General features: G+C 50.4%; 18 protein-coding genes. 7 read left to right on the forward strand and 11 right to left on the reverse strand.

The window, feature by feature from the left end; all coding sequences use genetic code 11:
* The first annotated feature begins 397 nt into the window (after positions 1-397).
* Positions 398-742, forward strand: coding sequence for a DUF6980 family protein (locus JOD20_RS19800; protein WP_204756933.1), 345 nt, complete (start codon positions 398-400; stop codon positions 740-742).
* 24 nt (positions 743-766) lie between these two features.
* Positions 767-967 carry a hypothetical protein gene (locus tag JOD20_RS19805; protein ID WP_204756934.1) on the forward strand — a complete coding sequence of 67 codons (201 nt, stop codon included), beginning with the start codon at positions 767-769 and terminating at the stop codon, positions 965-967.
* Here the strand turns inward: JOD20_RS19805 and JOD20_RS19810 are convergent.
* Genes JOD20_RS19810 through JOD20_RS19820 form a run of 3 tightly spaced genes read right to left on the reverse strand, consistent with a single transcriptional unit; the run spans position 933 to position 2979 of the window.
* On the reverse strand, positions 933-1343 hold the full coding sequence (locus JOD20_RS19810; protein ID WP_204756935.1) for a hypothetical protein: 411 nt from the start codon (positions 1341-1343) through the stop codon (positions 933-935). The genes JOD20_RS19805 and JOD20_RS19810 overlap by 35 nt on opposite strands.
* 26 nt (positions 1344-1369) lie before the next feature.
* The gene (locus tag JOD20_RS19815; protein ID WP_204756936.1) at positions 1370-1981 is read right to left on the reverse strand and encodes a hypothetical protein; all 612 of its coding nucleotides are present in this window, start codon (positions 1979-1981) and stop codon (positions 1370-1372) included.
* 14 nt (positions 1982-1995) lie between these two features.
* On the reverse strand, positions 1996-2979 hold the full coding sequence (locus tag JOD20_RS19820; protein ID WP_239583965.1) for an SMI1/KNR4 family protein: 984 nt from the start codon (positions 2977-2979) through the stop codon (positions 1996-1998).
* A gap of 139 nt (positions 2980-3118) precedes the next feature.
* On the opposite strand from JOD20_RS19820, the gene JOD20_RS19825 reads away from it, so the two are divergent.
* A complete protein-coding gene (locus JOD20_RS19825; protein WP_204756938.1) occupies positions 3119-3589 on the forward strand; it encodes a hypothetical protein in 471 nt (156 codons plus the stop codon).
* A 287-nt stretch (positions 3590-3876) separates the two neighbouring features.
* Here JOD20_RS19825 and JOD20_RS19830 read toward each other — a convergent pair whose 3' ends face one another.
* The 7 genes from JOD20_RS19830 to JOD20_RS19860 form a co-directional block, all read right to left on the reverse strand.
* Positions 3877-4878: a glycoside hydrolase family 19 protein gene (locus JOD20_RS19830; protein ID WP_476702821.1), complete on the reverse strand. Its 1002-nt coding sequence runs from the start codon at positions 4876-4878 to the stop codon at positions 3877-3879.
* A gap of 419 nt (positions 4879-5297) precedes the next feature.
* Positions 5298-5816 (reverse strand): hypothetical protein, encoded by a 519-nt coding sequence (locus JOD20_RS19835; protein WP_204756940.1) that lies wholly within the window; start codon positions 5814-5816, stop codon positions 5298-5300.
* 397 nt (positions 5817-6213) lie between these two features.
* The gene (locus JOD20_RS19840; protein ID WP_239583961.1) at positions 6214-8238 is read right to left on the reverse strand and encodes a cellulase family glycosylhydrolase; all 2025 of its coding nucleotides are present in this window, start codon (positions 8236-8238) and stop codon (positions 6214-6216) included.
* A gap of 209 nt (positions 8239-8447) precedes the next feature.
* A complete protein-coding gene (locus tag JOD20_RS19845; protein WP_204756993.1) occupies positions 8448-9050 on the reverse strand; it encodes a hypothetical protein in 603 nt (200 codons plus the stop codon).
* Positions 9047-11359, reverse strand: a complete 2313-nt coding sequence (locus tag JOD20_RS19850; protein ID WP_204756941.1) for a tail fiber domain-containing protein — start codon at positions 11357-11359, stop codon at positions 9047-9049. The genes JOD20_RS19845 and JOD20_RS19850 overlap by 4 nt, the downstream gene beginning before the upstream one ends.
* Before the next feature lie 201 nt (positions 11360-11560).
* A complete protein-coding gene (locus JOD20_RS19855) occupies positions 11561-13354 on the reverse strand; it encodes a CSLREA domain-containing protein (RefSeq protein ID WP_204756942.1) in 1794 nt (597 codons plus the stop codon).
* A 272-nt stretch (positions 13355-13626) separates the two neighbouring features.
* Positions 13627-15402 carry a CSLREA domain-containing protein gene (locus JOD20_RS19860; RefSeq protein ID WP_204756943.1) on the reverse strand — a complete coding sequence of 592 codons (1776 nt, stop codon included), beginning with the start codon at positions 15400-15402 and terminating at the stop codon, positions 13627-13629.
* A 531-nt stretch (positions 15403-15933) separates the two neighbouring features.
* Between JOD20_RS19860 and JOD20_RS19865 the strand changes: the two genes are divergently transcribed.
* Together JOD20_RS19865 and JOD20_RS19870 are read left to right on the forward strand one after the other, a co-directional pair.
* Positions 15934-16464, forward strand: a complete 531-nt coding sequence (locus JOD20_RS19865) for a DUF6438 domain-containing protein (protein ID WP_204756944.1) — start codon at positions 15934-15936, stop codon at positions 16462-16464.
* A 20-nt stretch (positions 16465-16484) separates the two neighbouring features.
* Positions 16485-17072, forward strand: coding sequence for an HD domain-containing protein (locus tag JOD20_RS19870; RefSeq protein ID WP_204756945.1), 588 nt, complete (start codon positions 16485-16487; stop codon positions 17070-17072).
* Between the two features lie 374 nt (positions 17073-17446).
* Here the strand turns inward: JOD20_RS19870 and hisD are convergent, their stop codons facing one another.
* Positions 17447-18781, reverse strand: coding sequence for a histidinol dehydrogenase (hisD, locus tag JOD20_RS19875; protein WP_204756946.1), 1335 nt, complete (start codon positions 18779-18781; stop codon positions 17447-17449).
* Between the two features lie 62 nt (positions 18782-18843).
* Between hisD and JOD20_RS19880 the strand changes: the two genes are divergently transcribed.
* Together JOD20_RS19880 and JOD20_RS19885 are read left to right on the forward strand one after the other, a co-directional pair.
* Positions 18844-21504, forward strand: coding sequence for a winged helix-turn-helix domain-containing protein (locus JOD20_RS19880; protein ID WP_204756947.1), 2661 nt, complete (start codon positions 18844-18846; stop codon positions 21502-21504).
* Positions 21505-21629: 125 nt separating this feature from the next.
* Positions 21630-22601 (forward strand): DUF4386 domain-containing protein, encoded by a 972-nt coding sequence (locus tag JOD20_RS19885; RefSeq protein ID WP_204756948.1) that lies wholly within the window; start codon positions 21630-21632, stop codon positions 22599-22601.
* Positions 22602-22684: the final 83 nt, after the last annotated feature.

Below are 22684 nucleotides of genomic sequence, written 5' to 3' on the forward strand. Positions count from 1 at the left end.
GCGAGGGGCTTTAAGCTTGTGGTTCTGCGGCAATTCCTTGGTAAAAAATGGCGGCTCCACCTCGCCCGCGTCCAGTGGGAGAGGGGGCTGGGGGGTGAGGGAACGCTTCACAGCCGACCAATCGCTCAAAACGGAGCGTGCGCGGGGCGTTAACCCCGTGGTTCTGCCGCAATTCCTTGGTGAAAAACGCATGCTCCCCCTCGCCCGCGTCCAGTGGGAGAGGGGGTTGGGGGGTGAGGGCATGATTACCGTGGGAAGATCGGGCGCGGGGCTTTTTTATTGGATGCTGCTCCGTGTTGCGTTGGTTCGCGAAGGAGTTGGAAATTAATCATATAATCTATTTACTTAACAAAAGAGCGTTGTGCATTGAAAATCATAGAGCAAAGGAAAAATACGAATGGATTGCGAAACCTTTCGGCGTTATTGGCTCAGCCCTGATGCAAACCAGATTACTGGTGATTTACGCATGGATTTAACCTACCATTTTATTGAGTGTAGTGCATGTAGCGAGGCTTCATTAACCTATGACCTGCAACAGCGTGGCATAGATTTAACCAAATATCCCTGCATTCATTTGGCACAATATGCAGAATTCCACTGTGATCAGCATAGCGATCCATATGAATGCCCCGATGCGCTGATTGTCTATAGTAAGAAAAACGCCGATTTTGGCATTATTCACGGCGATCGCACCAGTTACATTCAGATCAAATATTGCCCATGGTGTGGAACTAAGTGCTAAATTATTAATCAATGATGGTACGGTATGCGCAGCTATTTTCCGTGGATGCCCGATGGCTGGCCCTATGTTTCGACGATTCCCATGCTTGAAGCGACGACCAACTGTATTGCCCTGTTCTATCAATGGCAAGCAGGCGATTTAACCGATTTGGCAGTGCTTCAATGGTTAAATCGCCGTGGCCTATTGCCGATTAATCGTCAGTTGCTGGCGCATCAGGTTTATTAATCATCTCTTCGACAATGTTGATAATTTCGCTGACTGAAATATTGAAAACCCCAGCTTTGCCTTGCACAAAGGCTTCGCGCCACGAATCGTAGCCTTCCATAAAGCCCGGGTTACTGACGTTGGTATCGACCAACTCGGTCAGGCTTTGTTCAAGCGTGCTGGCAACCACCGGAAAGTGGTTGAGTTGGTTGATTGGTTCTGGCGAATGCGGGTTTTTAACATCCACACCAGCAATGCTGATATGGAAAATTGCACCCAAGACTGAATGATACTCAATCTTGTTGATTAACACTGCCGATTCTGGCTCGTGCGAGCGGGTTTGATAGCGCCAAACTTGGCCTTCGCTGAAATAGTAGACATTTTTGGCTTCGCTCATAGCAAGTTCCTCTCATAAAATTGATTTTAGCCAATATACCAAATAATTGCTTCGTTGGCGGCATACGCTTGTTGTGCCATGAGCTGAAGACTCGCCAGACAACCAACTACTGAATTATAAACGCCTTGTTTCTCGCGCTCTGTTATATCGGTATATTCAACAAATTCGTCATCAAACCGTTGTTTAAGCTGCTCGTAAGGGAAATCTTGCAGCATTGTCAATAGCGGTATAAGTTCATCATGCAGCAGAATATGAAGTCGGCTATGTCCCATCGAAAAATCGCCAATATACAATGAAAAATCTTGGGTAATAGGCCAATACGGAATCACTTGATCGCGCACCAGTTGCTTGATTAATCGTTCTAATAACGACCAATAGCTATTCTCCACGGTAAATGAATAGCAGGCTTTTTCTGGGCTAAGCTTATCCATTGGCACCATGGTATAGGTTTGCAGATGGCTACGTCGATGTGTAACTCGATAAATCGGATCAACACTGCACCAATATTCATGTTCAAGAGTTTCATCCTCTGGTATATTGTCAATCACTGCTTGAGAAATGTCGACTCTTCCTTCAATTTTTTCTAACTCAGCAAGATCTTCGGCGGTTATACGAGTGAAATAATACGCTATTCCCATCACAGGCTCCTCATCTAGTGCGTTAATGTATAACTCACTGCAAACCATTGCACAGCTGAATCTTTGGTGTAATCCTCAACATCAGGAATCTGCTGGTTGTAGCGAACCAGCCGCAGATGAGCATAGTTGCCACATTGAATCATGCCAAAGCCATAGGTTTGGGCCGCATATGCGCCAATTTTCTGGCGCTGCTCAATACCATCGATGTCAAAATCAAAGATAATAATCTCGGAGCCAATCCCCATAATGCTGCACATGCGCCCAGTTACTGCAATCTCTTGGTCAAACGCTAGTGCTTGAAGTGCGGCAGAATTAATTGGGGATGCTTGATAGGCCTCAATCCGAATATCGCGTAAATATTCGGGCATTAGCATTGGTTGCTTATTCGCTTGTTCTTGCTCAAGCTGCTCAAGCCCATATTCGCCCACTTGAATGTGGCCTTGTTCGAGTTGAATGATGAAGTTTTCAAGCCATTGTTCAAATGATGGCGCTAAAACACGCCACGTACAGCCTTCTGGATCGATTGAGATAACTTGGCCTGTAACGCCGCCTGGCGCGGGATCAAAATCTAAATAGAGATAAATTCCGCCATCGCTCGACATGAACGGAATACGGAGTTCTGAATTGATGCCTAATTTGATTGGCCCTTCAACCCACACACTTTCGTCTAATACCCATTGATGCCAAACTGGGCCATTCTCGCTCAAATCATTTTCGCGCGGAGTCGCATTGTCGCGGCTCCATTGCCACGATTCAACACACTCTGCCAACGATAACCATTGATATTCTGGATAGCAGCAGATCGGAATACCACCGTGATGACTATTTAACAAATATGTTGTTGCAAACGCTGAAGGCAGCTCCAGCCCAATCGTTGCTTCAGCAGCAGCAATTTGGGCCTGATCAACTGGTTCGTGGCGATATTCCAAACCTTCAGGATAGTTTAGGCTGAGCCAATCCAACATGCGTTGCCATAAGCCAACAGCTTGCTCATCCATCTGCACATTAAACCTCCTTCAAGATCACTCAAGAAAAAAGAACAAATGTTTCAATTTATAAGCAGAGTATAGCATATGCTGCTGGCATTGTGAGCAGGATTTGCTATGTTAAGCAGCACTATTTTAGAAGGAGCAAACGATGAAAAACTATCCATTACCAGTTGCGCTCAACATTCCTAGCGGCTGGATTGTGCATTCGAATACGTTGTTTGAGGTTGAGCCATTGCTGCCCGATGGCTCGATCAATCGCGAGTTTAATACTTCTGAGGACTTGATTTGGATTGAGCAGTTAAATTTTGGGCGCTTTATCGATTACATTGCTCAGCTAGCAATCGCCAATCGACCAGCACAAGCAGCTGCATTAACTACATTTGCCGAGAATTGGGCCAAACAACAAACAATCGCAGAAAATTTGAGCCTTGATGTTGGCTGGCATTACAATGGCGAAGGGAAAAAAGATGCCAGCAATGGCTATTATCGTTTGGTTCTGTTGCGCGGCGGCTGGGAAAATGTAATCTATCGCTATGAAACTACCTCAACCAGCGCCTTGATCGAAAAAATCAATCATTGCCTGAATTATCCCAATCACTACCTTAACCCTGAAGAGTAAATGTGAAGATCCCCTCACCCCCAGCCCCCTCTCCCACTGGACGCGGGCGAGGGGAGCCAACCATTTTTCACCAAGGAATCGAGAGAGAATCACAGCGTTAAAGCCCCTCGCCCGCACACGGGCGAGGGGTTGGGGTGAGGGGATCTGCCCTACACAAAGCCAAAAAGTGCCGTTCCTGCACGCGGGCGAGCAACTGTGGTTCAATGAAAAATTGCGCAAGAACCAGAAAATTAAAGCCCCTCGCCCGCGCACGGGAGAGGGGTTGGGGTGAGGGAATTAGGAAAAATCTAGCAGTACAAATTATTGCCCGGGCTTACACCAAGTCGATTGGTGATCGATTGGTATGAGCTGACCCGACTTTGCACTTGGCCGGGATTGCCACCATTACACTCGACCGAGCCGTTGATGCTGCGAATGGTTTCGCCGAAACCATTGCCATTAACCATCGCTTCGTGAGGAGTCATCGAGCCAGGGCCACGTTGGGTCATCCAATACCAGAGCGCGGTTTTCCACGCCACAGCTGAATCACGCGATACCAAATCGGGGTCGTTGAGCAAATTCAAGCCCAAGGCTTGGCCAGCCAACCCATAATTGTAGTTCCAGCTCAACTGAATTGGGCCCCGGCCAAAGTAGCGTTTGCCCGGGGCACAAGGCCATTGGGCGCTATTTTGGCAATATTCGCCTTGGGCAATTTCGGTAATATGCACAAAGTTGCCGGTTTCGTGGGCAAAGTTTGCCAAAGCAGCAGCGGCTTCGCGCTTGCGAACTTCGGTCGAGCCTGTGCCCGCAAACGCTGGATAGAAGGCAGCAGCCTGCACTAAACCCTCATAACTGTAGAAGGAATTGCGATTGGGGAACATTTGCTCGAATTGGGCCTTGCTGACGATTGCCCCAAAGCCCGATACTGGTGGGGGATTCGTTCCGCCACAAGTGGTTGGCTCCCAAAACCAGGTGCTAATCGTTGGATCATAGCCTGGATTATCGTGCTCGGCCACATAGAAACTGCCGTTGTAGCGCACAATGTTGCCCGTGTAATATTGGCGGCCTGCCACCCAATCGGTGTAGCTACAGCTGCCGCCGCCACCGCCACCGCCGCCGCAGCTGGTTGGCTCCCAGAACCACGTACTAATCGTTGGATCATAGCCTGGATTATCGTGCTCGGCCACATAAAAACTACCGTTGTAGCGCACAATATTGCCCGTGTAATATTGGCGGCCTGCGACCCAATCGGTAAAATTGCAACTTTGTGCCAGGCTCGCTTCGGAAGGAGCGAATGCTTCACGAGCCATCCCAGCCTGTGGATTAAGCAGACTGCCCCAAAATGCGCTGATCAAGAGTGGCGTAAGCAACAACTTGCTCAGTTTCGAGGGAGTCAGTTGGGGGAGTTTCATACAACCTCCTAAATCGATGTTTCAATTGCCCATCGTCGTTGATAACGGGGCGCTTGAGAACGCTGCCAGCCTTGGCAACCACCCAAACCGCCAGCATGCACCCAAAAATCAGCCATGCCAATTGAACGAATCTAGCCTTCCACCTTTATTATTCCAGTGGAATTACAAAGAACGTATCATGCCAGATCTGCAATGTCAAGCCTTTTCCTTAATAAAAGGTTTAAATTAGTATAAATATGATTAAAAATAACTAGATTACCGCAGAGGATTCCATTTAACCACTAAGAACACGAAGCATCACAAAGCTGAATAGCAATTTATGCTTTACTTCGCGAGGTCAATGGTTGCGGTATAGGTTTGTTGTTGGGTACAATCAGCATCGAGAAAATATGGTACGTCAATTTTGACCAACTGATTCGGGTAGACCGTGCGATAGGCTGGCAGCATTTCGATCGCACCCGTCTGATCGAGCAATGTTGCCGTTCGCCGACATGATCGTAGAGCTTTAAATTAATCCCAACGGGATGATCTTGGTCGATTTTATTGCATACAACAAGATCGCACATTCCGAAAGAAGTCGTTAATTGATCATCGAGATAGTGCTGCCCCATAATAAAATCCTCAAGGCGATGCCAGCCAGCATCAGTCTGAATCGATAGAAATGGCTCGGCAAGGCAGGTTAATTCATAGCAAGGCACAATAATCGCGATGTAATTGGGAAATACGGTTAAGCTCTTACCCGATTCGGTAATTATTGGCTGCTGCTGGCTATTTTCTGAATTCACACTGCATCCAACCATGATCAACAATACAATCATCCAGCCAAATCGACGCATAGCGTGCTTCTCGCGCTAGGGTTAGCTTTTGGTGCTAACGACTAGGCGTAGAGGTTTGTTCCAGTCGGTTCAATTGGGAGTTGCGTTCGCGTGGTTAGGGTTCTAGCTCAAGTACACACATTTCTGCTTTCAGCTGAATGATGGCGGGCATAGACAATTCGGGTTCCAAAAAAATGCCAGCTAGATTGTGACAAAGCACAATTTTTTTATTTAATCGTCATCGGAATATAGATCGGATATTGAATTGCTGCCGCACCAAACTCGAAAGCTCCAATATCACACGGCGCTTGGTCGTCGTTATTGCCATCAGCGGGTCACGGGGAATAGCAATGAAAAGCCCCTCTCCTGTTGGCCAGAAGAGGGGTTGGGGTAAGCGAATGGGGTAAGCGAATAAGGCTTAGGGAGCAGTCGCAACGAAGGTAAAGGCTTCCCATGCGCCACCGATTGCATCGCGATTGGCAATCAGCACTGGCGAGCCACTATTCAAATCAGTGGTGACATACTTATTATTGGCCATTGCTTGTAAGCCAAACGTACCATTGCCAAGCTCAACGCGGCGGAATTTCTCCCAGCCCAAAACCCCACGTGATTGCGCAACGAGTCGCCCGCCTTGGTTCAAATCGGCAACGACATATTTGTTGTTGGCCATTGCCATGAACGAAACTGTGCCATCAGGATTTGTGATCATGCGGAATTTTTCCCAGCCTTGAATGGTTGGGCGATTGGCAACGAGTGGATTATTGCCATAATTATCGGCACTTACATAATTACTGTTGGCACCAGCTTGCAGCGCAACCCATGAACCTTCAGGCGCATAAGCTCGAACCGTATTTTGAAACTGGGTATTTGGCTGGAAGTAATTGGTACTAAAACGGCTCCATTTATCAGCAATTGTTGGCGCGCTATCATTTAAAAGGTCAGGTATAGCTTGGGTATTGTTTTGGTAAAAGCCCCAGTTGCCGCCGCCATTAACCTTGTACGTCCAGTTCGTCCATGAAACGTTCAGGGCGTTGAGGCCCGACATAAATTTTTCATACAAATCGTAGTGGGTCGAGAACCAATATTCACCAGCGAAACCAGGGACGTTCCAATCGTTGATGAAGGTCGAGTATTTGTCTAAAGCACTTTGGATGAAGTTGTTGGTCACATTCCAATCATTGACTGTATCAAAGTTATAGTGATGCAATTGATACATCACGTTTGTCCAGCCATAGGTTGCTGGCGATAACGCTTGATACCAGTCGTAGAAGGCAGCCATAACAATCATATGGTCGGGGTCTTTCGCTCGCACTGCATCATACAGTCGATCAAAGAAATCAAATTTTTGGCGAATTTGTTGGGCAGTTTCTGCTTCGCCATTGCTCAATAATGGCTCGTTGAGTAAATCGTAGGCAGCCACAGTTGGGTTGCCACGGTAGCGCGTCGCCAAGCGCTCCCAAATTTGCACTGTCCAATTTTGATAGGTAGCGTTAGTCCAGAGTTGGTTGGTGCCTGTTTGGCCGCACGAGTGCCATGGGCAAGCAGCACCAGGCGCGCCATGCAAATCGAGCATCACATATAAATTGCGCTTACTGCTTTCGCTAATCAGCCAATCAAGCTTGCGAAAGGCCTCAGCATCTGATTTCATCGTGCCGTTAGGATTCATCAGCACCAGCCAGTGAATCGGCACGCGCACCATATTCAGGCCCATTGCCTTGATAGTATCGAGGTCGCTGGCTTGAATCCACGTATCCTGATAGCCTGCGATCAAACTATCGGCGGTACTGCTGCCAAAACGGCTGGTCAAGGCTTGGCGCAAATTAAATTCATCAGCAATCTGGGCATTAAATTCGTGAATTGACCACCAACTGCCGCTTGAGCCTGTTTGCAAGACCCGAATTAAACGGGTTACTTGGGTGCTATTAAATTGAACCGTCACAACTTGGCTCGTGCCACTGCCGATGCCAACCGTCAACCAAGCATTATTGACAAAGGCTTGCACTTGGTATTGGCGCGGATAATCGCCAGTCGAGGAGCCAGCGTCGATCGTGACCCGTTCGACAGCTTGATTGGCCCCAAGATCAACTTGGAACCACTGGCCATTGGCTTGGGGGGCATTGCTTGTCCAGCGAGTAGCAGGGTTGCCATCGATGGCGGCACTAGCACCAGCAGCCGATCCGCTGGCAGTCCAGTTGGTACGAGGTAGCGCGGGATAGCCCAAGGGCGACATCCAGCCTTCTTGCAGCAACCAACCACCAAGATTGGTGCCTTTGAGCGTCACAACTGTGCCATTGCCGGAATTATTGCGCACAGTTGGGCCATTGGCTTTAAGAAAATCGCCAGCGCCAAATGCAGCTTGGGCAGCTGGCGCTGCTGAATATTGGGCGACAATTGTGCTAAGAAGCGTCAGTAAAACCATCAGCCTAGGCAGCTTGTGCATCATGTTCCTCCTTGAACGATGGAGTGTCTGTCGAGTAGCATCGGTTGGAAAACTCGAAAAGCGCGAACATTCTGGTATCGTTTCCGGAAACGATACCGATAAAGTAAATATTAACATAATTTAATAATGTGTCAAGTCAAGCGTGCTAAAATCAGTAGGCAGAGCTTGATCAAACAGATTTATCCTGTTTGATCAAGCTCGTTACGTGCGTGCTAGCGCTTGTTGTGGTATAGCACAGTTTCAGCTCGCATTATTTGAGGTAAATACACACGATATAGTGAGGTAGGATTGGTTGGTGTATTCGTCGCTGTGACGGTCGGCGTGTTCGTCGCGGTTTCAGTTGGCGTATTGGTTGCAGTTGCCGTCGGTGTGTTCGTTGATGTATTGGTCGGTGTGTTGCTTGCAGTCACGGTCGGTGTATTAGTCGGTGTATTGGTTGGTGTATTGGTCGGTGTGTTGGTTGGTGTATTGGTCGGTGTTTCAGTTGGTGTATTGGTTGGTGTGTTGGTTGGCGTGTTCGTCGGTGTTTCAGTTGGCGTGTTCGTCGGTGTGTTGGTTGGCGTTGGGGTTAATGTTGGCACGCCAACCCAAAAGCCGCCTTCAAGGCTAAAATCGCCGCCGGTGCTGGCAGCGTTCGCATCAGCCTGACCAATCGAGCCATGCAGCTCAAAATCGCCACCGGTGCTCGTTCCGCCACCACTATCGATTGTCGACCACTCTAGGCTAAATATTCCGCCAGTTTGCGCTTGGGCCAACTGAACCGCAAGCATGAGGCCAATCAAGGGAAGGAGCCACCAGATCAAGCGCTGTTTCATATGCGTTGACCCTTGGCGCTCCGCCGCCCAAGCAGCCAACCCAAGCCAAGTGCCAAGCCAACTATTGGGAGCAGCCAAAGCCCTGAAAATCCGTTTTGGGCTGGTTGAGCGTGCTCCAACGCAGCAAGCCGAGCATCAAAGGCCGCTAATTGATCAGCTTGTTGATCGATGGTTTTGGCTTGAGCGGTGGCTAAACTATGCAGGCCTTGGATCGCTGCCAGCGCCACGCCATCAGCATCAACCGTGGCGATATGGCGATCGTCGCTGCCTAAACCAAAGGCGGTGTAAAAATCTTGGGCTGTTGGGCCAATATGGCGCACGCTTGCCCCTTCGCTGGTATAGTTCCACGCTTGAACAGGAATTGCCGCCAGCTGATCGAGCAATACCTGCGGATCAATTGCAGCAAAGTTCGATTTGAGATTTTTATCTGATGAATTAGACCATGTGCCACCCTTGCTCAGAAAAGCGCCACTTTCAGTCGCCAAGATTGCACCATCGGGGATAACAACCTTGGTGCTGCTCCCAAACCACGCTCCGCCTGGAGCACGGACAATAAACTGGCCAGGAGCAGTCGTTGAAACCGTATCTTTTTTGTCGGTTTGTTGGCCAGCCCAGACAAAACTGCCAGCATGGGCCGCCACCGCATTCTCGCCAGCAGCAACGGTATAATCGGCCAAAGTTGTATTGCCGCTACCGCCAAGAATTGCCGAAAGCGTGCTATTGGCATTGTTGTTCTGGCCGCCACCAACGAAGGTGCCCGCCCCAGCCGCTTGGTTGTTGATGCCACCAACGACTGAAGCATAGGTATTGGTTGCATCATTATTAACGCCACCAGCCACAACCGCATATTGGCCAGTCGCTGTGTTGGTCTGGCCGCCACCAACAAAAGCTCCAGTGTTGGTAGCTTGATTCGATTGACCACCGCCTACACCTGCAATATTGGAAGAAGCGGTATTGCCACGGCCTCCAGCAATCACCGAGTAACTTCCACTCGCTGCATTGAGTTGACCGCCGCCGATGCTGCTGGTATCGCCGCTAGCAGTATTGCTTGTGCCACCAGCAACCGTGGTGTAATTGGCGCTAGCAGTGTTGCTGCTACCTCCACCAACTGTTGCGCCATCCTCGCTAGCAGTGTTGCTGCTACCTCCACCAACCGTGGCCGATTGCTGACTTGTCGTATCGCCAGTTACCCCAGCGGTGTTATTAGTTCCGCCGCCGATGGTGCCATAATTGTCGTAAACCCGATTGGCTTGGCTGCTAGTAGAACTACCGCCGCCGCTGATCGTAGCAAATTGCGCCGTAATACTATTGTTGTAGCCACCAGCAATTGTCGAATAATCATCGCTCACGCTGTTGCTTCGGCCACCGCCGACCAGCGTATAATTATCGCTGGCAACATTGGCGCGGCCTCCGCCAACGGTTGCATACATTTGGCTCACTGCATCGCCAGTTAGCCCAGCGCTGTTTTCGCTGCCACCGCCAATCGTGCCATAATCGTCGTAGATTGTATTGCCAGTTGTGCCGCCGCCACCAGCAATCACACTATAACGGCCACTGATCGTATTGTTGATCCCGCCGCCAATCGTTGACCAAGCAGCGCTAACATTGTTGGTTTGGCCACCGCCAATCACCACATATTCTTGGCTCGCAGTGTTGTTGATGCCGCCGCCAATCGTGGAATAAACATCGTTTGTCGGCGTGCCATCGTTACTGCCAACGCTATTGCCAGCGCCGCCGCCAATCGAGCTATAGCTGTCATAGGCGCTGTTAAGGCTCGCCGAATTACCACCGCCGTTAATCGTGACCCCAACCGTAGTGCTTGTGACCGTATTGCCTTCGTAGCCACCAATCAGGTTGGGGCTAGAGATGTTTTGGCGAGTCCAGAAGCCAGGCAAGGCCAAAGCGAGGGGCGCGGCGGTCACCTGCTGGCGTGGCGTAAGGATCGTATAACTACTACTGGCATCGGCCTTGACCGCTAGCTCAATCCAACGGCTTTCGCCATTAAAGAAATCTTCGCCAAAATTAAGCTGGGTTGTAAATAAACCATTACTCACATTCAGATCAGCTTGGGTTATCGTTGCTAAGGCTGTGCCACCTGTCGCGGTCGAATACAAGCTAAATTGAAAATCAAAAACGCCATTCGCGACGCTGCCACTTTCGCGCAACATGCCTTGGTAGGTAATTGTTTCGCCGGAGGGTGCTAAAACTGCCGCTGGTTGTTGGTTGGCTTGATCCTGAGCGGCAACAGGCAAAAGCCATGTGCTGGCTAAAACCAAGCCGATCAGCATGAGATAGCGTTTACGAATCATGTTTGCTGCTCCTATAAATAAATAACTATCAACCACCATCCTCTATTGCTCGCAGGTAGGCTTTTGCAACACCCAACGAGAGGCTGGCCTACTACCACTGTTATAACATTCTTGGCAACTATGCTTGGGTTAGAATGAGCATGCACGCAACAAAAAATGCCAGCTGGATCATCCAGCTGGCATTCAGGCAACGTACGAGTTTTATTTAATTGTCATGGGCAGATAAAGCGGATATTGAATTGCAGCCGCGCCAAATTCGAAGGCTCCAATATCACACCGCGCTTGGCCGTCATTATCGCCATCGACAGGCCGTGGGAAATAGCGTTGATCGGTTGCGCCACAATCGCTGGAGCCTGCATCAATTGCGGGGCTGGTGGCACTCAGACTAAAACTGCGGGTGAAGCCACCATGGAAATCAAAGCTGCCCAGCTTGGGCTGCACCCCAAGCAAATCGCCCGTGGCTTGGGTCAGGATACAGGCTGCATCGGCATGCTCGATCAGCACATTACCTTGGCTGCTGATCAGGCCTGAACAATCGCGAGCCACATTGCTCACATCGTTGCGATTGCCTGCCACAAGCGTGTTGCTCAGCTGCACGGTCGAACTGTAGAGCGCGGTAATGCCTGGCCCATCGTCCTCGACAATTTCTTGGGTGTAGGGGTGCAACAAGGAGTTGGTATTCGAAACAATCGTCGAATTGCGAATAATCAAGGCATTTGGGTTATAGGAATGATAGATTGCAGCGGCATAGCCATCGGCGCGATTATAAGCAAGCGTGCTTGAATCAAGCCAGACCTTGCCACCATAACCGGTGTTAATCGCCCCGCCATTGCCGCGACATTCATCGCGTCCGGTTCCAGTTATCTGGGTATAATTTTCGCTAAATTCGCTATGATCAATCGTGGTTGTCCCAGTCATAACCGCAATTGCCCCAGCTTCATTCGCCCAATTGCCAACAAAACGTGAGTTGCTGATCGCCAATTGGCCATAGCTTGCAAGCGCGCCGCCATATGAGCAATAGAACGAGCCACCGCCACCATTGCCAATAAAGCTGCTGTTGTTAATCGTAGCCGTGCCGCCGCCATGAACGAGTGCTTTTGGCGTATTGTTGCTTAACCTTGTAGCACTCAGCGTCAACTCACCTCGCACGTTGGCAATAGCAGCTGAACCATCGGAGGTGCCAACATGGCCCGCGATCGTAGAATTGCTAATGCTTAAGCGTCCGCGACCATTATAAATAGCCGAGCCAGCAGCACCTTGCGATTCACGCAGCGTCGAGTTGCTAATATTCACGCTAGTTGCATCAATATACAACCCGCCGCCCGAGCCAATGCCACCCATATAGACATGACGCACCCGATTGCGCTCAATTAGGCTGTTGGTGATCGTTAAATAGCCACTCAGCGAGGCAATGCCACCGCCATAATTATTGTAACCAAAGGTATTCGGGCTGGTAATAATCCCATTGGTTGTAATCAAGCTACTATCAATCGTCAATGAACCTGCGTGATGCAGAATGCCATGACCATAAACCGTTGATTGTTCAGGAATGCCATCAAGGAAGCCTTCACGCACTTGCAGATTGCGTAGGCTTACAGTGCCGCCAGTAATCTCCAAGGCCCGATCAATCCGATTGGCATCGATAATGCTGGTTGCCGAGGTCACGCCCGTAATTTGAATCGTGCCATTCAAATCAAGATCGCCCGTTTGCGGACTTTCAGCACCAGTCAGGCTTAATTGATAACTGCCTGCGGCCAATTGAATCGTATCGCTAGCCGAACCAGCAGCACACGCATCAACCGCCAAATCGGTATTGGCCGCTTGAACTGCCTCGCGCAACGAACATGTGCCATTATTAGGCGTAAAATCATCAACCAACGTATTAACGGTAATTGTGGTGTGCACAGCGTGCGGTTGATTGCTATTCGCCGCCGCTGCTTGCCAACTGAGTGCCAAGCCCAAACTCCCAATCCCTATCCAACGCACAAATCGCATATCCCTACCTCACTACAACAAAATACACCAGCAGAGCATGTGGGCATAAAGTTTTATAGTTCATCTGCTTAACCAGATCCAGCAACCCTAAACCGTGGATTCACTCGATCAACGGATATCCTAGCATTGCCTAGGGCACTTGTGCGCACTATATATCTGTCTATGCAGTTGATGTACAAATATTGGCCGCACGTTGTCGGGCAGTATCCACAGGCAAGCAACAAAAAATGCCAGCCGGATCATCCAGCTGGCATGCAGGCAACGTACGAGTTTTATTTAATTGTCATGGGCAGATAAAGCGGATATTGAATTGCAGCCGCGCCAAACTCGAAGGCTCCAATATCACACCGCGCTTGATCGTCGTTATCACCATCGACAGGCCGTGGGAAATAGCGTTGATCGGTTGCGCCACAATCGCTGGAGCCTGCATCAATTGCGGGGCTGGTGGCACTCAGGCTAAAGCTACGGGTGAAGCCACCATGGAAAGCAAAGCTGCCCAGCTGGGGCTGCACTCCAAGCAGATCGCCCGTGGCTTGGGTTAGATTACAGGCTGCATCGGCATGCTCGATCAAGACATGGCCTTGGCTCAAGAACAGGCCTGAGCAATCGCGAGCCACATTGCTCGAATCGTTGCGATTGCCCGCCAACAGCGTGTTGCTGAGCTGCACGGTCGAGCTGTAGAGTGTGGTAATCCCCGGCCCATCAAATTCGACAATGCTGCCATCTTCGGGGTGTAACAAGGAGTTGGTATTCGAAACAATTGTCGAATTGCGAATAATCAAGGGATTTGGATTGTTACTATGAATAATTCCTGCGGCTAAACCATCAGCATGATTATAGGCCAGCGTGCTGGAATCGAGCAGGACTTTGCCGCGGCCAGTGCTCATCGTACCGCCATCGCCAATACAGATGTCGCGGCCAGCCATGAATTCACGCGCATCATTGCCGCTAAATTCACTGTGATCGATGGTTGCCGTGCCAGTCACAACCGCAATTGCCCCGCCTTCATTCGCCCAGTTATCGATAAAGCGCGAATTGCTCACGCTCAATGCACTACTACTATTGATTGCGCCGCCTTTGGAACAATAGAACGAGCCATTGCCACCATTGCCACGAAAGAGACTATCGGTGACGCTGGCTGAACCAGCATAAATGCGCAGCGCACTGGGCTGGTTATTGCTAAAAATACTCTTGTTGACGATGATTTGACCACGGTCAGTCGCTACAACGGCGCTAAAGTCACCGAGGCTTGAATGGTCCTCAATCGTTGATCCCGTAATCGTCAAATGCCCGGCATCGTTATAGATGGCTGAACCAGTACCGCCGCTTGAGCTGTTGAAATTTGAATTGCTAATGCTGACTGTACTTGTGTCAATGTATAGCCCTGCACCAGGCCCACTGGTCTCCAGATACACATAGCCAAGGTGGTTATCTGCGATCAAACTATTGGTGATTGTCAGATAGCCAGTCAGCGAAGCAATCCCGCCCCCAACCATATCGCCGCTAGCACTCCGCCCATTGGTCGTAATCATGCTATTGTCGATTGTCAACGAGCCTACATGATGCAAAATGCCTTGCCCATAAACTGTGAACTCTTCAGTGGTTCCTGGCCGAAACCCTTCGCGCACTTGCAGATTGCGTAAGCTCACGTCCCCACCAGTAATTTCCAAGGCTCGATCAATGCCATTCGCATCAATAATGCTGGTGGCTGAGGTCACGCCCGTAATCTGAATCGTGCCATTCAAATCAAGATCGCCCGTTTGCGGGCCATCAGCACCAGTCAGACTTAATTGATAGCTGCCTGCGGCCAGTTGAATTGTATCGCTAGCCGAACCAGCAGGACACGCATCAACTGCCAAATCGGTATTGGCCGCCTGAACTGCCTCGCGCAACGAACATGTGCCATTATTGGCGGTAAAATCGTCAACAAAAGTGTTCACGGTAATTGTCGTGTGCAATGATTGCGGCTGATTGAGGTTCGCCGCCGCCGCTTGCCAACTGAGTGCCAACCCCAAACTCCCAAGCCCTATCCAACGGAGAAAACGCATATCCCTACCTCACTACAGTTAGTACCAACCAATCTCACATGCTTGGCTCATCTATATCAGCAACAATCAATAGCTTAATGAAATCGATCCCAAAACATAGCTCATAATTCTGGTAGGCTACGTTGGCTTATGCTGAGCTGATGGTATCATCGCACGCTAAACTTGTGCGCACTATATATCTGTCTATGGAGTTAAATTGCTGATAGCGGCAAGAAAGAAAAGCGCTTGGTGATTGAGCAGATGCCACGCCAAACACGAAGGCTTCACGATCAAACAGCACGCATAAGATCAAAAGAAATGGCGTTGATTGGTTGCGCCGTCATGCTATAATGAGGCTGGTTGTGGCCCTTGCACGAGAGTTAGCATACCCACAATTATCCCAAATCCTAATAATTAATTGAATTTAATCCCCATGCTCAATCAGCAAACAGGCAATCGCATTGCTTGTTGCTTTGGCATACACATGATGATCCTGAAGCGCTAATCAAGCGCTGGATCGTTTTAGCCTCAACCAGTAAAGGAGTTGGTTGCATGACCATACGTCGCAGTTTTATAGTGGGTTCGTTATTATTAGGATTAATCGGTTGTGGCAGTCAAGCAGTCAGCACCGTATTTCCGCGGCCAACCGCTGTACCAACCAGAATTCAACAAGTGCCCGCTGATCTCGAAATAACAATTGGACGAACCATGTGTTATGGCACATGTCCAGTCTATAGCCTAACAATCGATCATACAGGCAAAGTTGGTTACGAAGGCAAAGATTTTGTCAAAGTAGTTGGTCATGCCGAAGCAACCATTAGCAACGAACAACTGCTGACGCTGATCAATGCGTTTGTTGAGCGCAACTATTGGGAGTATCTAGATTCGTATAATGAAGGCCCTGAGTGCGTAGATGGCTTCGTAACTGATAACCCAGATGTCATCACATCGATCACCATGAACGGCAAAACCAAATCAGTCCGACATTATCATGGTTGTGAAGGTTTTTCTGGCAAAGGTTGGTTATTAGAGCTGGAAAAATTGATCGATAGGACGGTCAATGTCAAACAATGGACTGACTAAATTCTGGCTCAGGAAGCAACATGAATCCAAATGCTTATCGTGATCAATTGGGATTGTATGGGTTACCAACGCAAGCAGCATTGCTATTAAGCCAATTGAATGCCCCGCCACGATTGCTAGCCCATGCAATTTTAGTTCATGATGTAGCCCAACAATTGGTTAGTGCGTTGAGGGAGAACTGGCCGAAGCTAGCGATTGATCGGGATCAGGTGGCATTTGGGGCTGCGCTACATGATATTGGCAAAATTCACTATCCTGAAGAACTCAGTAGCCCGGGCCACTTGCACGAAGCAGCGGGCCAAGCGATGTTGATTGCAGCGGGGATTGATGCTCAGCTCGCCCGTTTTTGCCTTACTCATGCAGCATGGCGCACGCAAACCCTTGCGCTCGAAGATTTGCTGGTGGCGCTTGCCGACACATGTTGGAAAGGCAAGCGCCAGCAAGCACTCGAGGAGCAGGTGCTTACCCACATTCAAGCGCACTATCCTGAGCAAGCGTGGGAAATACTGCTTTTCGTCGATGAGTTAATCGAGGGGTTGGCGGCCCAGGCTGATCAGCGCCTAGCGTGGCAAGCGCAGTTTCCAGTAGCTAGCGGTAATGGTACATGAGGTTAACCACCGCCTGATCCCCTCACCCCAACCCCTCTCCCACGTGGCGGGAGAGGGGCTTTAACGCCGTGGTTCTGCCGCACTGCGTGGTGAAAACCAGTGCTCCCCCTCGCCCGCGTTTTCGTGGACTGGCTTTCAAGGGTCGGTTGTGAAGATCCCCTCACCTCAACCCCTCTCCCACCTGGCGGGCGAGGGGCTTTAACGCCGTGGTTCGTGCAAAAATCCTTGCAAAAACGGGTGCTTCCCTCGCCCGCGTTACATGGGATCGGGGCTGTTGGCAAGGGCATACCTCCCTAATCCCCTCACCTCAACCCCCGATCCCCAACCCTATGCTCTATGCTCTATGTTCTATGCTCTATGCTCTATGCTCTCAGTTACTGCTCCAAACGGCGGCGCACCGCAGCAGCATGGGCGGTCAGGCCTTCGGCCTCAGCCAAACGCTGGGCCACAGGGCCTAAGCGTTGTAAGGCTTTTTCGTTCAAGCCGACCAACGAAATCACCTTGCGAAAGTGATCAACATTGACAGGCGAGGCGTAGCGGGCGGTTCCACCTGTCGGCATAATGTGCGATGGGCCAGCCACATAATCGCCCAAGACTTCAAATGAACGCTCGCCGATGAAAATGCCGCCAGCATTGCGCACCTTGCCAACATATTGCCAAGGATCATTCAGCAATAAGCAGAGGTGTTCGGGGCCATAAGCATTGCTCAGTTCAAACGCCACATCCAACGATGGCACAAGCACAATTCCTGAACGATTGGCCAAGGCTTGAGCCGTGATCTCCGCACGGTCTAGCTCCTCAAGTTGGCGGGCAACCGCAGCTTGCACTTTTTCGGCCAATGGCAACGATGGTGTAAGCAAAATCGCCGAAGCCAACAGATCGTGCTCTGCTTGGGCCAACAAATCGGCGGCCACTAACTCAGGGTTGGCATCAGCATCGGCAATCACCATGGTTTCGGTCGGGCCGGGCAAGGCTTCAATATCGACCGTGCCATAGACCGCTTTTTTGGCCAGCACCACAAATAAATTGCCAGGCCCAATAATTTTATCAACATGAGGTACGCTGTCGGTGCCATAGGCCATGGCTGCAATCGCCTGCGCCCCACCCAAGCGAAAAATCCGATCGACCCCAGCAATATCGGCAGCAACCAGCACGAGCGGCGAAATCTCGCCAGTAGACCGTTGTGGCGGCGAACAAACAATAATCTCGCGCACCCCAGCAACCTTGGCCGGAATCACGCCCATCAACAGCGATGAAGGCAACGGTGCAGTGCCCCCAGGCGCATAGGCTCCAATCCGATCAAGCGGCAACACAATTTGGCCAAGCGCCCCTTCATCGCTCCAATCGACCCAACTTTGGCGGGTTTGTTTGCGGTGAAAGCGCTCAATTTCGGCGGCAGAAACCCGCAAGGCCTCGATCAACAATGGATCAACCAAGGCATACGCAGCTTCGATTGCCAAACGATCAACCTCAAACTCGTTGATAGCCACACCTTCGATGGTGCTGCTCCAATGCTGCAAGGCTGCATCGCCATCGCGGCGCACACTGGCCAAAATCTGGTCGACCGCTGCGGCTGGAGTTGTGCCAGCACCAAACATACTATCGAGGCTTTGTTGCAAACGCTCAGGAATTTCGACCGTATCGAAGGCCACTCGCGCTAATGGCCCTTGTTTGGCCAACGCAAGATCGGTATAAAGCTTAATCGGCATAACGGCTCCATCTATCCAAGGTCAAGGCCCTAGCATGCTACCAAATTCAGGCTTGAGCGCAAATGCCCAATTCGGCCCACGCCTTGAACCACGCAGGTTTGGGCTATAATGCCAGCATGGCAATTGCAATGTTGGCAACCAAACTGATGATTCCAAACCCGCGGACGAGCGTCGTTAATCGCAGCCAGCTACTGGCGCGGCTTCAACGCGGCCTTGATCGGCGGGTGACCTTGGTTGCAGCGCCAGCAGGCTTTGGCAAAACAACCTTGCTGAGCACATGGCTGAATCAAACTAGCCATGCCAAAGCGTGGCTAACCCTCGATCAGCGCGATAATGATCCGTTGCGCTGGCTGAGCTATCTGGTGGCAGCGTTGCAAACGATTGAGCCAACGCTTGGCCAAAGCGTGCAGCAAGCACTCCAAGCAGCCCAACCAGCCCCAAGCGAGCAACTGCTGGTTAGCTTAATCAATGAGATTCATCGAATCAAGCAACCAATGCTGCTACTGCTCGATGATTATCATGTGATTGAAAATCAAGCAGTTGACGATATGCTCAATTTTTTGTTGGAGCATATGCCCAACTCGATGCATCTTGTGGTGGCAACCCGCGAAGACCCACAAATCCCCTTGGCCCGTTTACGCGCCCGCGGCCAATTGAACGAATTGCGGGTTAGCGATTTACGCTTCAATTTGGCTGAAAGTAGCGAATTTCTCACCACCGTCATGGGCTTGCACTTACCCGATCAGGCGATTGCCAAGCTCGAAACCCGGACCGAAGGCTGGGTTGCTGGGCTACAACTTGCGGCGCTCTCACTCCAAGGCCAGCACGATCCAAGCAGCTTTATCGAAACATTTAGCGGCCAGCATCACTTTATTTTAGATTATTTGCTCAGCGAAGTGCTGCACCAGCAAACGCCAGCGATCCAAGCCTTTTTGCTGCAAACCTCGATTCTTGAACGCATGACTGGGCCGTTGTGCAATGCAGTTTTGAACCAAACCAACAGTCAAGCCATCCTTACCCAAATCGATCAGGCGAATTTATTTATTGTGGCGCTCGATCAGCAACGCGCTTGGTATCGCTATCATCAGCTATTTAGCGATTTACTCCGCCAGCGTTTGGCCCAACAAATCACTCAGCCAGAGCTTGCGGCCCTGCATCAACGGGCCAGCCTTTGGTATCAACAGCACGATTTGCTGCTCGAAGCCTTTCAGCATGCCACGCTGGGCCACGATTATCAACGCGCCGAGCAATTGATGCTCCAAATGCCGCTGCACGCCAATGGTTTTGTCTCGGCGATGCTCAATTGGCTGGCGAGTTTGCCCAGCACAGTGCTTGATCAACAACCTTCGTTGTGGGTGCGCTATGCGGCAATTTTGCTGGTGCTAGGCCAAACCAGCGGCGTTGAAGCAAAATTGCAAGCAGCAGAACGTGGCTTACAGCAACAGCCCGATAATGAACACACCCGGGATTTAATTGGCCAAATTGCCGCCGCGCGCACAACCATCGCCTTAACCCAATATCAAATTGAGACGATTATCGCCCAAGCGCAACGGGCTTTTGCCTATTTGCATCCCCAGAATTTGCCATTTCGGGCGACGACCAATTGGGCTTTGGCCTATGCCTATCAAGTGCGCGGCGAACGCCAGAACACGAACATTGCCCTGAGCCAAGCAATCGAACTGAGCCAACAAGCCAATGATACGTTTACCCTGATTTTGGCTTTAATCGGCATGGGCCAACTGCAAGAGAGCAACCTAGAGCTGTATCGGGCCGCCGCAACCTATCGTCATGTGCTGCAATTGGCGGGCGAGCAGCCGCAGCAAATCATCTACGAGGCCCAACTTGGCTTGGCACGAATTTCCTATCAATGGAACGATTTGGCCGCCGCCGAGCAGCATGCCCAGCAAAGCCTGCACCTTGCGCTGCAATACGAGCAAGGCATCGATCGCTTTATTTTGTGCGAATTGATGTTGTCCCAAATTAAGCTGGCCCACAACGATCTGGCGGGAGCCAAACGGCTGCTTGAGCAAACTGAACAATTGGCGCGCCAGCATAATTTTGTGCAACGCTTTGCTGAAATTGCCCATGTGCGAATTCAATTGCTCTTGCGCGAAGCCAAATTGAGCAACGCCAAGCAACTTGCCACCAGCCATCAACTCGCATTTTGCCAAGCCCAGATTGCCTTGGCCCAAGCTCAGCCAGCAGCGGCAATTACCATCCTAACGCTGCTCCAGCAGCAATCCCAAGCCAACAATTGGCCCGACCAGTTGGTGCAAGCTTGCTGCTTGTTGGCGCTAGCCTATGCCGCCCAAGGCCAAAACGCACAGGCAATCGAATGGCTCCAACAAGCGCTACCATTGGCAGAGGCCAATCAATTAATCCGCAGCTTGCTTGATTATGGCCCTGTAATGCAGCAACTTTTGCATACGGCCCAAGCCCATGGCCTGCACTCGTCACTGATTGATCAAGCACTCCCCATGTTTAACCATAATTCCTCAATTAAACCCCAAGCAAAGCTGGTCGAGCGGCTGAGCGAGCGCGAAATCGAGGTGCTACAACAGATTGCCGCAGGCTCCACCGACCGCGAAATTGGCGAGCGGCTATATCTGTCGATCTACACGGTAAAAGTGCATGCCCGTAATATTTATGCCAAACTTGAGGTCACGAATCGCACCCAAGCTGTTGCCCGTGCCCGCAGCCTCGGCATCTTGCCCCAAACCTAAAATCCACAGCCAAATGAAAATCCAGCCTACCTCGCCGAATAACTCGTTTGAGGTATGACAGGCTGCGCCCCAACTTGTATCCTGCTCACAGATCGAACACGACGCATAGTTCAAAGCAGGAAGGTATGGCAAATTCATCGCCGCATTATCAGATTCAGATCAAAGGCCAGCTTGACCCAGGTTGGGCTGAATGGTTCGATGATTTAGCCATCAGCCATACGCCGCAAGGCGATACGCTGCTAACTGGCCCAATCGTTGATCAAGCAGCCTTATATCGGGTTTTGCGCAAAATTCGCGATTCAGGCTTGAGTTTGATTGCAGTCGTGCCACTTGAGCAACCAATTAGCATTTCACAAGGAGCAAGCACCATGGCCAACCAACGCCGCCACGCCATTCTCATTGGGATCTTTTTTATCTTGGCAGCAGTCAGCTCGATTCTTGGTTTACTCTGGTATGCGCCGTTGCTAACCGAAAGCGATTATTTGCGCACCGGCGCAGCCAATGCCAACCAAATTGTGTTTGCAGCGCTGATGGAACTGGTTCTCGTGACGACCGCCGTTGGCACAGCCGTCACGATGTTTCCAATCTTACGTCAATATAGCGAACGCATTGCCTTGGCGCATTTGTGTTTTCGCTTCCTCGAAGCAGTGGTGATTACGATTGGAATTGTGGGCATGTTGGCCTTGCTCTCAATCAGCCGCGAATTTAGCAATGCAGCCGCAGCCGATGAGCAAAGCTATCGCGTGGTTGGCACAGCGTTAATCGCCATCCACGATTGGACATTTATGCTTGGGCCAAATTTCATGCTTGGGTTAAACACAATTATGTATAGCTACATTTTCTTTCAAACCCGCCAGATTCCACGGCCAATCGCCACGCTGGGCTTGGTTGGTTCAAGCCTCATTTTTCTTGCATCCCTGTTGGAAATGTTTGGAATTATCGAGCAACTTTCGACTTGGGGCGCACTCTTGGCAATTCCAGTTGCACTTACCGAAATGAGTTTGGCAATTTGGTTGATTACCAAGGGCTTCAAACCCAACGCAAATGCAGCAAAAACCAACTCAAGCCAGCAACTCGTCAATAGCAGCCCAATCTAAGCATTTGCGAGAAACGGTATAGTGGTTCATTGGATTGCCAATCGGGTTCCCTCACCCCCCAGCCCCCTCGCCCACTAGACGCG

Origin of the sequence: Herpetosiphon giganteus, from assembly GCF_016907925.1 — a bacterium.
GTDB lineage: Bacteria > Chloroflexota > Chloroflexia > Chloroflexales > Herpetosiphonaceae > Herpetosiphon > Herpetosiphon giganteus.

Bases quoted from the DNA above. Each gene is read 5' to 3' on its own strand.
- JOD20_RS19800 (WP_204756933.1), top strand. From the start codon at position 398: ATGGATTGCGAAACCTTTCGGCGTTATTGGCTCAGCCCTGATGCAAAC.
- JOD20_RS19805 (WP_204756934.1), top strand. From the start codon at position 767: ATGCGCAGCTATTTTCCGTGGATGCCCGATGGCTGGCCCTATGTTTCG.
- JOD20_RS19810 (WP_204756935.1), bottom strand. From the start codon at position 1,343: ATGAGCGAAGCCAAAAATGTCTACTATTTCAGCGAAGGCCAAGTTTGG.
- JOD20_RS19815 (WP_204756936.1), bottom strand. From the start codon at position 1,981: ATGGGAATAGCGTATTATTTCACTCGTATAACCGCCGAAGATCTTGCT.
- JOD20_RS19820 (WP_239583965.1), bottom strand. From the start codon at position 2,979: ATGGATGAGCAAGCTGTTGGCTTATGGCAACGCATGTTGGATTGGCTC.
- JOD20_RS19825 (WP_204756938.1), top strand. From the start codon at position 3,119: ATGAAAAACTATCCATTACCAGTTGCGCTCAACATTCCTAGCGGCTGG.
- JOD20_RS19830 (WP_476702821.1), bottom strand. From the start codon at position 4,878: ATGGCTCGTGAAGCATTCGCTCCTTCCGAAGCGAGCCTGGCACAAAGT.
- JOD20_RS19835 (WP_204756940.1), bottom strand. From the start codon at position 5,816: ATGCGTCGATTTGGCTGGATGATTGTATTGTTGATCATGGTTGGATGC.
- JOD20_RS19840 (WP_239583961.1), bottom strand. From the start codon at position 8,238: ATGATGCACAAGCTGCCTAGGCTGATGGTTTTACTGACGCTTCTTAGC.
- JOD20_RS19845 (WP_204756993.1), bottom strand. From the start codon at position 9,050: ATGAAACAGCGCTTGATCTGGTGGCTCCTTCCCTTGATTGGCCTCATG.
- JOD20_RS19850 (WP_204756941.1), bottom strand. From the start codon at position 11,359: ATGATTCGTAAACGCTATCTCATGCTGATCGGCTTGGTTTTAGCCAGC.
- JOD20_RS19855 (WP_204756942.1), bottom strand. From the start codon at position 13,354: ATGCGATTTGTGCGTTGGATAGGGATTGGGAGTTTGGGCTTGGCACTC.
- JOD20_RS19860 (WP_204756943.1), bottom strand. From the start codon at position 15,402: ATGCGTTTTCTCCGTTGGATAGGGCTTGGGAGTTTGGGGTTGGCACTC.
- JOD20_RS19865 (WP_204756944.1), top strand. From the start codon at position 15,934: ATGACCATACGTCGCAGTTTTATAGTGGGTTCGTTATTATTAGGATTA.
- JOD20_RS19870 (WP_204756945.1), top strand. From the start codon at position 16,485: ATGAATCCAAATGCTTATCGTGATCAATTGGGATTGTATGGGTTACCA.
- hisD (WP_204756946.1), bottom strand. From the start codon at position 18,781: ATGCCGATTAAGCTTTATACCGATCTTGCGTTGGCCAAACAAGGGCCA.
- JOD20_RS19880 (WP_204756947.1), top strand. From the start codon at position 18,844: ATGCCCAATTCGGCCCACGCCTTGAACCACGCAGGTTTGGGCTATAAT.
- JOD20_RS19885 (WP_204756948.1), top strand. From the start codon at position 21,630: ATGGCAAATTCATCGCCGCATTATCAGATTCAGATCAAAGGCCAGCTT.